Raw genomic sequence first — 13,540 nt, forward strand, 5'->3', positions numbered from 1 at the left:
TCAAGGATGCAGCTCAACAGCCAACCAGACGGAATCAGTGTCTGCGTAATATCTATGCCAAGGATAGGTCCACTGATTATATCCTGTCACCCTGCAAAACGGGTCGTGCGAATAGCCAATCGGCATGACGACGTCTTCATAGAGCGTTAACTGATCGCGTTCGGCGAATTTCTGCATCCGCCCCAGGCCGTGGATTTGTGTGTGCACCTCGAGGAAAGGATGTTCATTGTGAATGAAGCAGTCCGTGTCGCCAGGGGACCACCACAGGTTCAACTTCAGCGTAAAAGTTTGCTCGGCGATAGACTCGGCGGTTTCGTTGGTGAAAACGCGGGGGTCCACCCTCACCTGACCGATCTCGTCTTGAGCGGAAATGAAGAGGGGCGTGTCGCGCGGGAAGCTACGGATACGATTTCCGAGCCAATCCCAACCGCGGAATTGCGCGCCGCCAAGGTTCGTGGCTTTGACGACCTTGATCAATGCTGCGCGTTCCGCCGACTTGATTCTCCCGCCTTTCAGCCAGGTCGATTTCCAGGCGGGAACGATCGCTGGATGTTCCGTACCCGTTACCATGGGCGAGGGGCCGAGGTTGACAACAACCGCGTCGCTCACGTCATAATCGACAACGTTTTCCACCAGCTTGGCGGAGATAAACTCATCTGCGAATGCAAGGTCTCTTGTTGCGTTCTTCACGGTCGTCGGATCCCATAAATTCCAAAGCTCAAGCATATGAAGCCACGGATGGGTACTCGAAAACAGTGCGCGGGCGCCGCTTTTCTGAAGTGACACGCTGCTTGGTTTGCGCCACATTGCGTCAGAAGTCGGCATGAGGACGAGCTTGCACAGTCCGAGCCGGCGGCGATACCAATTGGAAGGCGGAGCCGCGCCGTCGCCTGCGGTCGATGCGGGCCCGGTGGGCATCGAGCTTCAATGGGAATTGTTCGCCCCCTATAATGCGCTCGCCCGGATGGTTAGCCACCCTTCAAGATCGAACTCATTCGGCTGCGCAGACAGTGGTGGAGTTTCGAGGGCTTGCAACGTCAGCCCATGGGCGCGCGTCAGAATAAGCTAGCCGGCGTGGTGACCATAGTCCGTACCGCCGAGCGTCAGGGTTGAAGCGCGATGCGAATTCGGGATGCGTAATTGTTCATCGCATTCAGCCATAAGCCGCAGAAGCTGCAAACCATAGGTGGCGTCGCAATATGGTTTTTCCTCTTTTCCGCTGACCAACTGACGAATTGCTTCGCGATAGGCCTCTGCTGCACCCCCGTTGATCATGTCGATCTGCGGCAGCTCAACCTTGCCTTCACTCCCAACAAAAGCGGTGTCACTTGCGAGGTCAGCGTCGAGCGCAGTTAATGCGAGTTCCGAATATGATGTAGCGCCGCCTTTGTGGCGAGCGAACAGCAAAACATGGCCCTTGGCATCAAACTTAGCGCAAACCTCTGAGATACCCCCAAGGACGGACTGCAAGACGGAAAGTGCGTGTGGCCCCAAGTCCCAAAGGGCAGCATGCGGATCGTGGCGCCACTGCGAGTTGTTGTATGGCGATGAAACTCTCATGGAGTTCGCCACGATCCTCACTCTCCCATGCATCAAACCGTGTGCTTGAGCAGCCGATGCAAGCTGCGATCGGAGCCTCGGGTGAAACAGGCGGGTCAGAAAAACAACAGAGCGTACACCGCTGTTGAGTATTGCATCGTTCAACGCGATGCCATCCCCCAGATTGAGCGCTATCGGCTTTTCGAGCAGCACATGTTTTCCCCGTTCTGCGGCCCTTTTTGCTAACGTGGCTTGAGCGCCGGGCGCGACGGCGAAGCTGACGGCATCCACTTCGTCCAATAGCTCGTCAAAATTGTCGAACGCCTCGACCATGTGGGTGTCGGCCAGTGCAGTTGCTTTGCCCCGATCTCTCGCCCAAACTCCAACGAAGGTCACATCAGGATCACCGGCGAGCCCGGGGGCGTGAATTTCCGATGCCCAGTGCGCGGCACCGACAAGCCCGATCTTCATGCCGTTTGCATCCTCTTCTGCGGCGATTCCTGATAGCCTAAAGCGCGAGAAACTTCCTTTGCAGCCGCCGAGATAACATCACCGATCGATGCAATGTCCTCCGAAACGATGCGACTAACGGGGCCGCTCATGCTGATTGCTGCAATTGGGCGCCCCGTCGCATCGAATACAGGCGCGCCGATACAACGTCCCCCGAGTGACGATTCTTCGTCATCGACCGCAAAGCCCAGCGCACGGATGGTTTGGAACTGAGCCCGCAGCAGAGATCTGGTTGAGAGTGTATTCTTGGTGAATACTTCCAGCGCTGGCGTGGGCAGCAAAACGTTAAGCGTCTTCTCGTCCAGCCAAGCCAAAATCGATTTGCCAAGTGAACTTGCGTGCCACGGATTCGGCAGTCCGACGGTTGCTCCCTGTTTAAGTGCCTGAGTGGCCTCAATACAATCAATTACGACAAGTTCATTATGAACCCACAGCGCGAGACTGACGGTCTCGTTGTAACGGCGGTGAAGCGCTTCGAGCTGGGGACGCGCCAGATTGCGTACATCACGATGTTGGAGGGCTTTCTGCCCCAGAAGGTAAAGCCCGATGCCAAGCACGTATCGCCCATTGCCGTCCCGTTCGACGTACCCGTGGCCGACCAGGCTCGTTAGATACCGCGACGTAGTCGGCTGCCCCAATCCTACCTCACGGGCAATTTGCGACAAAGAACTCGGTCCGTTGGCAGCGCCGAGAGCAGCGAGAATTGCAGCTGCCCGGTCGACAGCATCAAATCGTGTCGACTTTCCGCTTTCCACTTCCATCCGCCCGTCCTTATTAACTAGGAAACCGAACCACGCGAGATGCGAGGTATTTCGCCTGAACCCTCGGAGCTGCCTCCAAGAGAAGTCGCGTATATTCGTCCTGGGGGGAACGCAAAACCTGGTTCGTGCTTCCGCGTTCTGTCACCATACCATTCTTCATTATGATGATAGATTCGGCAATCTCGGACACCAATGGAAGGTTGTGGGTTATGAACAACATTGATAACCCGTCACGCTTCAGCTCCATAAGGAGATCGACAACGGCTGCTTGTACGGAAACATCGAGGGCTGAGGTGATCTCGTCGCAGATCAGCAGGTGGGGGCTCATTGCAAGAGCCCGGGCAATCGCAACACGTTGCCTCTCTCCACCTGATAGGTCCGCCGGATACAAGGTGGAAACGCGTCGTGGCAAACGCACTCTGTCGAGCAGCTGTGTCACCTTAGAGTCCATTGAGCCTTCGTCCGCGCCCGCAAGTTTTGCTGCGCGACCCACCGCATTATAGATGGATTCACGCGGATTAAGAGAACGATCAGGGTTCTGAAACACGATCTGAAGCGCGGCCAGTTGCGCCCGCGAACGGTTACGGTAGCCGAAGCTCAGCGCCGCATTCTGAAAAGTCATTCGGCCGTGACCGTTTGCATGAAGACCGGCAATGCACCGCCCCGTCGTTGTCTTGCCGCTACCACTCCCGCCGACAAGAGCTAGGCATTCTCCACGATCGATTGAAAATGAAATCCCGTGGACGACCCTGACATCACCATAGGAAACGCTCAAATCTTCAATCTTAAGCACAGCGGGGAGAGCCCCGTTGGAAGCGCCAACCTCCTCGACGACGTTACACCGATCGGGTAACTCCGGAATTGTGCTGAGCAGCGTGCGCGTATAGTCAGTTGCGGGCTCCGCAAAGATTTGCTCTCTCGTGCCCGTTTCAATGATCTTTCCGCCAAGCATGACGGCGACGCTGTCGGCGATGTTATGCACGACTGCAAGGTCGTGCGTCACATATACGAAGCTCGCCTTCGACGTCTGGACCAGTTCGCGTATCAAGTTCAAAATGGTTTGTTGCGTCGAGACGTCGAGCCCCGTGGTGGGCTCGTCCATGACGATCACGCGAGGGCGAGTAATGAACGCCATCCCGATCGCGACCCTTTGCAACTGGCCGCCGCTGAGTTCAAACGGGTAACGGCGCAGGAAGCCACCATCTGTGGGTAAGCCGACATTCTCGAGCATGTCCCGCCTCAAGGCCGGGGTCTCCGCCGCTGAGTAGCCGTGAACGCTCAGCAGTTCTGCGATCTGATCGCCGATTCTCATGCGCGGGCTGAAACTCGTCGTCGGATTCTGTGGGACCAACGAAACCTTGCTTCCCCTGTATGTTTGCAGCTTTTGCTCCGAGACACTCAGGATATCTTCATTATCGATCATCACCTCGCCGCCGCTGATCAGCATACCGGGCCGCGCAAAGCCCAGCAGGCCAAGAGCCAATGAGGTTTTCCCGGACCCCGATTCCCCGATAATAGCGAGCACTTCGCCCTCGCCGACAGCTATCGAGGCGTCGTCTACTATGATGCGGCCCTCGGTGTCGCGCATCGACAAGTTCTTAACGATCAATGGAGAATCAAGCATTTCCCTGCCTCTTCGAATGGCCGATGGAACGCGCGAAGTTGTCGGTCAGGACGTTCACTGCGACGGAGAAGATCGCTATCGCGGCCGCCGGTGCTACCGCAAGCCAGGGGGAGATCGTGATGCCCAAGCGATTCTCGCTGATCATCATTCCCCAGTCTGCGGCAGGCGGCGGCAGTCCCAGGCCAAGGTAACTGAGCGAGGCATAGAGAATGATCGATCCGCAAAGCCGGACGCCATAGTCAGCAAATATCGGAGGAAGGATGTTCGGCAGGATGTCTTTGAGGCACACTGCCGACCAGCTTTCCCCTCTGACGAATGCTGCCTCGACATATTCGTTTCGAGATATGTCGATCGTAATCAGCCGAACGATCCTCAGGACACGGGGTACGTGGATAAACACAATGCCGAAAATCACCGTGGTCAGGCTGGGCCCGGTTGCTGCGAGGAGCACGAGCAGAAAGATGGCGGGCGGCAAGGCATAGACGATGTCCGACAGCGCTACGAGAGCGTGGTCAAACGAGCCGCGCCGAAGACCTGATAATATTCCAATCGGCACTGCGATCATAAATGCCAGGGTCGTTGCAAGCACGGCGATCGTCAAGATGGTTTGGCCGCCGGTGAGAAACCGGCTGAAAGCGTCTCTCCCAAGGAAATCCGTCCCCAGGATGTGGTCCCGTGATAGCTGTGAAAAAGGCGGGCCAACGATCTCATCGTACGCGTAAGGCGCCAGCCAGGGCCCGACGGCGGCGACGCCGACGACCGCTACTATGAGGAGCAAAGATATCCATGAGGCACGATTTGAAAACATAAGGTGCAAAGTTCGAAGCATTGATCTTCCTCACGAAATCAAAGCACGGCGTGCTGTGCCCGCAAACGCGGGTTGAGAAACATGATCAGGATCTCAGAGATCAGATTGATCAGAACGTATGTTGCCGTGATCAACAGGGTCACGGCCAATACTGTCGGCATGTCCCGGTTGATGACAGCGTCTGCGAACGCACTGCCGATGCCGGGCAGTTGAAATACCGCCTCCGTCACGACGACTCCACCTGCAAGCCAAGCCGCGTTCAGTGCAATGGTCTGAATTGATGGGGTTACGACGTTGGGGAAGACATGGCGTATGAGCACGCGGCCTGAGCCAAGGCCACGGAGACGAGCCATATATACATACTCTGCCGACAGCACCTCGATGGCGACGGCCCGCACCATACGGACGACTTGGGCCAGCGTGGTGCACAGGAGAGTGACGACCGGCAGAAAAAAGAGGGTCGACTGTGACAGCAGCGTTCTGTTCCCCTGGATAAGCGATACCGGCGGGAGCAGGTGTAGACCAACGGCGAAGACAACGATCAGCACAGTGCCGACAACGAATTCCGGCAGCGCCACGAGGACTATGGTCGGGACGGTGATGATGTGGTCAGGAAATCGATCTTTCCATATCGCTGCTGCGATTCCCAGTAAAAACGACAGAGGAATCAACAACAGAAGCGAAGAGGCTGTCAGGATCACGGTATTTATCGCCTTCGGTCGGATCATCTCCCAGACCGGACGACCCGACGGAATGGACTTTCCAAAATCTCCGGAGACAACGCCTGTCGCCCAAGAAACGTACTGGGAAAATGCAGGGCGGTCCAAGCCGAACTCAACACGCAGCGCCTCAACGGCGGCAGGATCAGCTTTTGCGCCGAGCGCGGCCCTTGCCGGATCTCCTGGAAGGTAGAGCGTCGCAGTGAAGACCACCGCCGAGACAGCTACCAGTGTCAGAATCGAAAGCGCCAGTCTTCCGATCAGCAGCTTGGAAAAGCGTGCAATAATCATCCGTGTTCCCTTCTTTTGGTGCTCCGCCTCATCGCCAGGCGGAGCATCGTAGGCAAGGCAAAAGCTGACTAGGCTTGCAGGGAAATCCCTTCGAAGCGGTAATAGCCAAGATTACGCTGGCTGGAGGGAAGAAGCCCCTTTACGCGGACGTTCGCGGCGTCCAGGAGGTCTCTAAAGCCCCAGATGATATAGCCGCCATCTTCCCAGATGATCTTTTGCGCCTCGAAGAGGTACTCCTTCCGCTGAGATGGATCGAACGTGGTGCGAGCCATGGAAACCCACTTGTCAAACGTGTCGTTGGTCCAATCCGGTTCGTTCCAATAGGCACCGCGGGCATATGCCTGTCCAAACACCGACTCGATCGTGTGTTGTCCCCAGTCGGAGCTGGCCATGGCGGTCTTCTTGAATTTCGGTCCGGAGTAATAGCTGTCCGGCGGGACAACACTCAGGTCGATTTTCACGCCAGCCTGTTTTGCCTGGTTCGCGATAAGGGTCGCGGATGCCAGCATTCCTGGCGCCGCGTCCGAGGTGTAGAGCTCAAACGATAGATCATTGTCGTATCCTGCTTTTTTCAGGAGCGCGCGGGCCTGATCCGGATCGTGCTGTCGCTGCGGCAGCGCAGAAGCGTAATCGGGATCCGTTATGCAATGAAGATCGTTGCCAACCCTGCCATAACCGGCCAACGCGTTGGTCACCAGCTGCTCGCGATCGACAAGAAACCGCATCGCCTGGCGTACTCGGACATCGGTGAACGGCTTCTGCGCCACCATCATGAATTGGTCTGTAGTGGCAGCGCTCTGTGACCGCAGCAAAGCCATCGCTGGGTTTGCCTCGATGATACGAGCAAGATTGCCATCGAGTTGTGCAACAACATCGACCTGATCGGCAATCAGCGCGTTCATTCGTGCCGTCGGGTCATTGATTGCTATGAACTCGACACCATCGAGATAGGGCATTCCCGCTTTCCGGAAGGCGTCATTGCGCTTCAGGGTCACCCGTTGACCTTGGCTCCACTCGACAAATTTAAAGGGCCCGGTCCCGATAGGCTGGTTGAAGTCCTTCGTGCCATCCTTCACCAGAAACATCACTTTGCTGCCGAGAACCTGGGGCAGAAGCGCGTAGGGTTTGGCGAGCGAGACTTCAACCGTGCTATCGTCGAGCGCCCGAACGTTCGACGGCTTCATCAAGGTTGAAAGGTTGGTGTAGCCGTCCGCCTTGTTTTCCGGCGTCAGCATGTACTGCAGCGAGTAGACTACGTCTTTCGCAGAGAATGGCGTCCCATCATGCCAGACAACGCCGCTGCGAATTCGGATTTTCCAAATGTTGCCTTCCTTGTTGTGACTGAAGTCCTCCGCCAGACTGTTGTAGATGTTTCCGTTGCCGTCGAAATCGGTCAACCGGTCGAAGATCGATTGTGCGACGGCAAAATCCATGTCTCCCGTCGAAATAAACGGGTTCAGCGATGACTTGGCCCCTGCTGCGCCCAGACCCACTCTCAGAATACCCCCGCGGGCCGGCTCATCGGCAAGCGCTCGATCGACAATGGCTGGGTTTAGTGCGATGCAAGACCCGACGGCCAGTCCCGCCTTGAGGAAATTGCGTCGCGGCATTGTCGCCGATGTAAAGATGTTGGTGCTCTTCTCTTTCATGACAGCTGCTCCCTTTTTGTGTTTGTAACGGCAAGCGGATGAGGTGCCGAAAGCTGGAAAAGATGATCCGACACCTCGGAAGGTCTTTGAGCTATGCGATAAGACCTGCGTGGCGCAGCGCAGCGCGGATATTTTCTTGATCTTCTCTGGCCAGATCGCCGCTGGGCTTCCGCGGTTCGCCCACCCGGCGACCCAGGAGATTGATCGCGAACTTCACACGTGCGGGAAAGTTGGCCGGCTTGATCATCTCTCGCGCAAGAGGCGCGATTTTCTCGGTCAATTCTCTGCCCCGTCTGTAATCGCCTTCGACGTGAGCGCGGTAGATTTCCCCGTACTCTTTCGGGATCACAGTGTTTACGCCGGAAATCGACGCGTCTGCGCCCAATAGGAAACTTGCAATGTTCACACTATCCGCGCCGGCAGCAATCGCAACTCGGTCGCCAACTGTCTGAACGAGCTCAGCGACCGGCTCAAGCGCGACCTCCTTTACGCAAATCACACCAGGAAGCTTGGCGATGCGCTGCATGACCGAAGGAGGGCTGAAAAAGTGATTGTAGAAAATGATCGGCATTTGCGTCGCGTCGTGGATATCTCGGACAAACGCCTCGAGACCCTCCTGCGACGGCGTCGTATAAATCGGCGGGCCGACCATCAGGGCGCTCGCCCCTGCCTCTTTTGCCTTCTGGCCGCGCAGGATCGCATCCTTCGTTGTTGTTGTGATCACGCCGGCGATAATGCGAATGGAGCTGTTCTGCACCGCCTCCGAGACAAGCTGCTCCAGCTCATCAGCGGACAACTCATCTCCCGACCCTGTACTGCCTCCAACGACAGCCAATGTGACACCAACACTCTCCATGAAGCGCAACTCGTTTCGGAAAAGCTCGAGATCCAAGCTTCCGTCCGCCGCGAACGTCGAAACGAGTGGCGGTATGACGCCGCTAATCTCTTCCTTGCGTAGCGTTTGTCTCGTCATGATTCTTTCCTTATTTCACTGATTGAAAGCAACATTCGCACAATGAAATTCTTCAGCAGTCGGCTTTATGTGTCAACTCGCATTGAAAGCAAGTGCGTCACATCGCGTCACTTATCGATTTATTGCGAATGCTCCTCGAGCGTGCGATGGCCAGTAGGCCGTCACGGACGACAGCGGCACCGGACAGACGCGTCGACAGCGCCTGCCGGGTCTCACGCGAAACAGCGCACTCCCCGGCCGACCGTCCGGAGCTCCAACTTTGCAAACAGTGGCGAAGTGTTCCTCGTCGTAATCAACGAATGAGGGCGAGCTAGCTTGTTTCCATACAATGTGGCTGATTGGTGTAATCCTGCCGGCTTGTAGATCTCGGCAGCCAACCGAAAAAAGATAGATCGGCGTCATGCGATTTTCTCACGTTGAAGCATTTCGGGCGGTCATGCTTTCAGGCTCGACCACGGCCGCGGCGGAAATCCTGCACACGTCTCAACCCAACGTGAGCAGGTCGATTGCTCAGCTCGAGAAAATCAGCGGTCTGCAGCTGTTCGAGCGCTTGCCCGGCAAGCTTGTCCCTACCAGCGACGGACTTTCGTTCTTCAAAGAAGTGCAGCGCAGTTTTGCGGGTTTGCGGCACCTTGAGGAGGCGGCGAGAAGAATCCGCAGGTTTAGCGGCGGTTCTCTCACTATCGCCGCGATCCAGTTGATCGCGCTCGGTCTGGTTCCTCGAACGGTCAAACGCTTTGCCGAGCAATATCCCGAGGTAAGCATATCGATCCATACCGGTCACTCATCTGCGATCACCGAATGGGTGGATGATCAGATTTGCGACATTGGAATTGTCTCTCAACTCAACGCAGCTTACGCGCTTGAAAGCGAGGTTCTGTACGAGATTGACGCCGTCTGTGTGATGCCGAAGGGACATCACCTTGCGGCCAAGACATCCCTGGGGCCAAGCGATATTGCTGACGAGCCATACATCTCGTTTCCGCGCAACGAATCCGGTTATTCAGCTGTCGACGCGATTTTTGAAGAGGCTGGGATAAGCCGCACGATCAACTTGGAGACCTCGTACAGTTCGATCACGTGCTCGCTTGTTGCTCAAGGGCTCGGTATCGCCATAGTGAACCCGTTGGCCGCTCTGGACTACCGGCACACAGATATCGTAACCCGGCCGTTCCGTCCTGCGATAAAGCATTTTGGATATCTGATCTATCCGAAAGGCCGCCCGGAAGATCGGCTCATTGCCAGCTTCGTCGACACGCTCAAGCTCGTATTGCGCGATGACAAGCACCTGCTGACCGGCTCGTCATTGCCTTGAATGGGAGCTGCGCCCAGAAGTGAACTTTAGGCCGCGATAGGCGTCAGAGCTCTCGTTCGCAGACGGTAGAAAAGCCGCACCAATATAAGCAACCGGCCAAGCGCCGGATACAACAGAGACATACCGCAGCGAGCATTCAGGTCGATATCGCCGGTATTGTAGTGGCGAGATACGGAATTTTTGCTTCATCGATATATCAAAAACGCATAACCCCTTGTCGTATTTCTATTTGCTTCACTCCCCTTCCGCTCCTACCGTGCGTATCCGTCAGGCCGAAAGGCGAGAGCGGACCGACCGCTCACAAGCGGACCGCCCGAAACAAACAAGGGGAACGATGATGAAAATGAATACGCTTTGCTTGCTTGCAGCAACCGCATTGAGTTCGCCCGCGTTAGCGCAGGATACGCTGTATTTCGCCGGCTATTCCGGTGACTTCCAAACGATGTTCGAGAAGGAGATTTCTCCGTCGTTCGAAGCGAAGCATAATGTCAAGATTGTCTATGTCCCCGGAAACTCCAGCGAAACCATTGCGAAGTTACAAGCGCAGAAAGGCAACCAAGAAATCAACGTTGCGATGGTCGATGATGGCCCGATGCACCAGGCGATCCAGTTCGGTCTGTGCGACAAGGTTTCGGACGCGCCGGTCTACAAGGATGTCTACGATCTCGCAAGTATTGCAACTTTCGACGGCCGGGCGATCGGGCTCGGTTTAGTGGCCACCGGCATCACCTACAACAAGCAGGCTTTCGAGAAGAACGGCTGGCCGGCCCCCACCTCCTGGAACGATCTTACTGATCCGAAATTCGCTCAACGGCTTGCTTCCAACCCCATTTCCGGAACCTACGGTCTCAACACCCTGGTCATATTCGCTCGAATGAACGGCGGCGGCGAAACGGATATCGAGCCGGGATTTGACGCGATCCGCGAGAAACTGGCGCCGAACGTTTTGAGTTGGTCGTCATCGAATGCGCAGCTCGCACAGATGTTTCAGAACGGCGACATCGATGTCGCGGTCTGGGGAAGCGGCCGATCGGTGGCGCTGAAGAGCACCGGGTTCCCGGCTGAGTTCGTCTACCCCAAGGAAGGTGCCCCGGCAATCGTGATCTCCGCCTGTGCCGTCGCCGGTGGGAAGCTTCCGGAGGCGTCACAAGCGCTCCTGCAATACCTGGCGTCGCCGGACATTCAAGCGAAGTTTGCAACGCAAGGCTATGGACCAACAAATCGTCAGACGAAACTCACCGATGAACTTGCCGCGGCCGTGCCTTACGGCGAGGAGCGGCTGTCGAAGCTCGTTGCCGTTGACTGGACGACAATCAACCAGAAGCGCGCCGACTGGACGAAGGAGTGGACGCGGACGGTCGAAAAGTAAGCGCGACGCGCTTTGACCGTAACGCCAACGATTGAGCTTTATCCGATGACTACATTGTCTATTCGCGGACTTTCAAAAACCTATGCGGGCGACATCCATGCCGTCCGCAAGGTTGATCTTGAGGTCGAAAGCGGAGAATTCCTATCGCTGCTCGGCTCCTCCGGGTGTGGTAAAACCACCACGTTGCAGATGGTCGCGGGGTTCGTACCTCCGACCGCCGGCGCCGTTCTGGTGGATGGTCAGGACATCACGCATGCCGCGCCTGAAAAACGTGACATGGGAGTTGTCTTTCAGAGTTACGCCCTGTTTCCCCATATGACCGTCGCGCAAAATGTCGGCTTCGGTCTTGAGATGCGGAAAATGAAGCGGCCCCAGCTAGAGGACCGCATTGCGGAAGCTTTGTCCATGGTCCGGTTGTCCGGTCTCGAAAAGCGCTATCCGGGCGAGTTGTCGGGCGGGCAACGCCAGCGCGTTGCCATCGCTCGCGTGCTGGCGATCCGTCCACGTGTCCTCCTGCTGGATGAGCCGATGTCCAACCTCGACGCCAAACTGCGCGGCGAGATGCATGTCGAACTCCGAGCCCTGCAACGGCGCTTGGGAATCACGACAATTCTCGTGACGCACGATCAAGTCGAAGCCATGACGATGAGCGACAGGATCGCGGTCATGGCCAACGGGGGAATTGCCGAGCTCGGTACTCCCCAGGAAATCTACGATCGTCCCACCTCTGAATTCGCGTTTAAGTTTCTCGGGCAGACGAACGTCATTGTCGGGGATATCACCTCGGTGCAAGGGGAGATCGCCAGGGTTCGGGTCGGCTCGGCGGTCTTGCAGGCCAAGACCAGCGGAGGTCACAACGACCGGCAGATCAAGCTTTTCATTCGACCTGAGCGGCTCCGCATTTGTCCTGCCGATAGCTGCAGGGTCAAAGGAACGATCGTCACGCGCCTGTTTCTGGGGGGCGTGTGGTTCTATGAAATCGAAAGCGATCTTGGAAATCTGCGCCTCAGCGTAGTCAATATCGGAACTCCACAGCCTGAGGAAGGCGAGGTTGTCGGGATCACTTGGAATGACGGCGACTTGCAATGTGTCGCATCGGAGGCCGCCAATGGCTGAGATAAGTACACGCGGCAATGGTCGGCAATGGTTTCTATCGTCACCGGCACTCGTCTTGTTTTTAGGACTTCTCGTTGTTCCTCTGGCGCTGACGGCGATGCTGTCGTTCAACGCATTTGATTCTGCGCGTGGAACATTGCCTGAATACACCTTGAGCAATTACCTCGAGGTCCTGTCGGACAGCTATTACTATGAGCTCTTCCTGCGCACCGCGCTGATGTCCCTCGGCGTGACAGTCCTTTGCATTGTCCTCGGTGTGCCGGAAACACTGATCCTGGCCAGGATGCGGCCGTTTTGGCAGGGCGCCTTTTTCGTTGTCATCCTGGGACCCTTGCTGATCTCGGTGGTGGTTCGCACCCTTGGCTGGTCAATCATTCTTGGCCGTGAAGGATTCATCAACGCGTCGCTGGTTTCGCTTGGCCTCGTACAGAAGCCGGTTCAGCTGATGTTTTCGATGACGGGCGTTGTCATCGTGCTGACGCATGTGATGCTGCCGTTCATGGTCATCGCGGTCTGGAGCACGCTGCAGAAGCTCGACGACCAGGTCGCCAATGCTGCTCGTTCGCTCGGTGCCGGGCCTCTGACAACGTTCCGTCGCATCATCCTTCCCCAACTGATGCCGGGCATTCTGTCCGGAGCCATCATCGTTTTCACCTTGTCCGCATCGGCCTTCGCAACGCCGGCGCTGATTGGCGGCAGGAGGGTGAAGGTCGTGACCACCGCAATCTACGACGAGTTTCTGAGTTCGCTGAACTGGCCGCTTGGCGCTGCTGTTGCGGTCCTGCTGCTCTTCGGGATCGTGTTCGTGGTGGTCGGAAGCAATCGCCTGATCGAGCGCAAATTCAAGCAGGTGTTCTCATGAGTAA

12 protein-coding genes are annotated in these 13,540 nt (G+C 56.6%); 4 read left to right on the plus strand and 8 right to left on the minus strand.

The window, feature by feature from the left end; all coding sequences use genetic code 11:
• From QD408_RS12750 to QD408_RS12785, 8 genes are all read right to left on the minus strand, one after another.
• Positions 1 to 918, minus strand: coding sequence for a hypothetical protein (locus QD408_RS12750; protein ID WP_414139541.1), 918 nt, complete (start codon positions 916 to 918; stop codon positions 1 to 3).
• Between the two features lie 147 nt (positions 919 to 1,065).
• Positions 1,066 to 2,010 (minus strand): Gfo/Idh/MocA family protein, encoded by a 945-nt coding sequence (locus QD408_RS12755; RefSeq protein ID WP_414139542.1) that lies wholly within the window; start codon positions 2,008 to 2,010, stop codon positions 1,066 to 1,068.
• Positions 2,007 to 2,810, minus strand: coding sequence for an IclR family transcriptional regulator (locus tag QD408_RS12760; protein ID WP_088682540.1), 804 nt, complete (start codon positions 2,808 to 2,810; stop codon positions 2,007 to 2,009). Before QD408_RS12760 ends, QD408_RS12755 begins: the two co-directional genes overlap by 4 nt.
• Before the next feature lie 13 nt (positions 2,811 to 2,823).
• Positions 2,824 to 4,434 (minus strand): ABC transporter ATP-binding protein, encoded by a 1,611-nt coding sequence (locus QD408_RS12765; RefSeq protein ID WP_088682539.1) that lies wholly within the window; start codon positions 4,432 to 4,434, stop codon positions 2,824 to 2,826.
• Positions 4,427 to 5,263, minus strand: coding sequence for an ABC transporter permease (locus QD408_RS12770; protein ID WP_088682538.1), 837 nt, complete (start codon positions 5,261 to 5,263; stop codon positions 4,427 to 4,429). The genes QD408_RS12765 and QD408_RS12770 overlap by 8 nt, the downstream gene beginning before the upstream one ends.
• A 17-nt stretch (positions 5,264 to 5,280) precedes the next feature.
• Positions 5,281 to 6,252, minus strand: coding sequence for an ABC transporter permease (locus QD408_RS12775; protein ID WP_414139543.1), 972 nt, complete (start codon positions 6,250 to 6,252; stop codon positions 5,281 to 5,283).
• A gap of 68 nt (positions 6,253 to 6,320) precedes the next feature.
• On the minus strand, positions 6,321 to 7,901 hold the full coding sequence (locus QD408_RS12780; protein WP_245313560.1) for an ABC transporter substrate-binding protein: 1,581 nt from the start codon (positions 7,899 to 7,901) through the stop codon (positions 6,321 to 6,323).
• A 91-nt stretch (positions 7,902 to 7,992) separates the two neighbouring features.
• Positions 7,993 to 8,874 carry a dihydrodipicolinate synthase family protein gene (locus QD408_RS12785; protein ID WP_088682536.1) on the minus strand — a complete coding sequence of 294 codons (882 nt, stop codon included), beginning with the start codon at positions 8,872 to 8,874 and terminating at the stop codon, positions 7,993 to 7,995.
• A 400-nt stretch (positions 8,875 to 9,274) separates the two neighbouring features.
• Between QD408_RS12785 and QD408_RS12790 the strand changes: the two genes are divergently transcribed.
• From QD408_RS12790 to QD408_RS12805, 4 genes are all read left to right on the plus strand, one after another.
• Positions 9,275 to 10,189, plus strand: coding sequence for a LysR substrate-binding domain-containing protein (locus QD408_RS12790; protein ID WP_190237445.1), 915 nt, complete (start codon positions 9,275 to 9,277; stop codon positions 10,187 to 10,189).
• Positions 10,190 to 10,526: 337 nt separating this feature from the next.
• Positions 10,527 to 11,558: an ABC transporter substrate-binding protein gene (locus tag QD408_RS12795; RefSeq protein ID WP_210191799.1), complete on the plus strand. Its 1,032-nt coding sequence runs from the start codon at positions 10,527 to 10,529 to the stop codon at positions 11,556 to 11,558.
• A gap of 45 nt (positions 11,559 to 11,603) precedes the next feature.
• Positions 11,604 to 12,674, plus strand: coding sequence for an ABC transporter ATP-binding protein (locus QD408_RS12800; RefSeq protein WP_088682533.1), 1,071 nt, complete (start codon positions 11,604 to 11,606; stop codon positions 12,672 to 12,674).
• Positions 12,667 to 13,536, plus strand: a complete 870-nt coding sequence (locus QD408_RS12805; protein ID WP_414139544.1) for an ABC transporter permease — start codon at positions 12,667 to 12,669, stop codon at positions 13,534 to 13,536. The genes QD408_RS12800 and QD408_RS12805 overlap by 8 nt, the downstream gene beginning before the upstream one ends.
• The last annotated feature ends 4 nt before the right edge of the window (positions 13,537 to 13,540 follow it).

The organism is Rhizobium sp. BR 249 (assembly GCF_047445895.1).
Classification (GTDB): Bacteria; Pseudomonadota; Alphaproteobacteria; order Rhizobiales; family Rhizobiaceae; genus Rhizobium.

What these genes read in the sequence shown, in the direction of transcription:
- QD408_RS12800 (WP_088682533.1), top strand. Translation starts at nt 11,604, where the DNA reads ATGACTACATTGTCTATTCGCGGACTTTCAAAAACCTATGCGGGCGAC.
- QD408_RS12775 (WP_414139543.1), bottom strand. Translation starts at nt 6,252, where the DNA reads ATGATTATTGCACGCTTTTCCAAGCTGCTGATCGGAAGACTGGCGCTT.
- QD408_RS12795 (WP_210191799.1), top strand. Translation starts at nt 10,527, where the DNA reads ATGAAAATGAATACGCTTTGCTTGCTTGCAGCAACCGCATTGAGTTCG.
- QD408_RS12760 (WP_088682540.1), bottom strand. Translation starts at nt 2,810, where the DNA reads ATGGAAGTGGAAAGCGGAAAGTCGACACGATTTGATGCTGTCGACCGG.
- QD408_RS12785 (WP_088682536.1), bottom strand. Translation starts at nt 8,874, where the DNA reads ATGACGAGACAAACGCTACGCAAGGAAGAGATTAGCGGCGTCATACCG.
- QD408_RS12765 (WP_088682539.1), bottom strand. Translation starts at nt 4,434, where the DNA reads ATGCTTGATTCTCCATTGATCGTTAAGAACTTGTCGATGCGCGACACC.
- QD408_RS12750 (WP_414139541.1), bottom strand. Translation starts at nt 918, where the DNA reads ATGCCCACCGGGCCCGCATCGACCGCAGGCGACGGCGCGGCTCCGCCT.
- QD408_RS12790 (WP_190237445.1), top strand. Translation starts at nt 9,275, where the DNA reads ATGCGATTTTCTCACGTTGAAGCATTTCGGGCGGTCATGCTTTCAGGC.
- QD408_RS12805 (WP_414139544.1), top strand. Translation starts at nt 12,667, where the DNA reads ATGGCTGAGATAAGTACACGCGGCAATGGTCGGCAATGGTTTCTATCG.
- QD408_RS12755 (WP_414139542.1), bottom strand. Translation starts at nt 2,010, where the DNA reads ATGAAGATCGGGCTTGTCGGTGCCGCGCACTGGGCATCGGAAATTCAC.
- QD408_RS12770 (WP_088682538.1), bottom strand. Translation starts at nt 5,263, where the DNA reads ATGCTTCGAACTTTGCACCTTATGTTTTCAAATCGTGCCTCATGGATA.
- QD408_RS12780 (WP_245313560.1), bottom strand. Translation starts at nt 7,901, where the DNA reads ATGAAAGAGAAGAGCACCAACATCTTTACATCGGCGACAATGCCGCGA.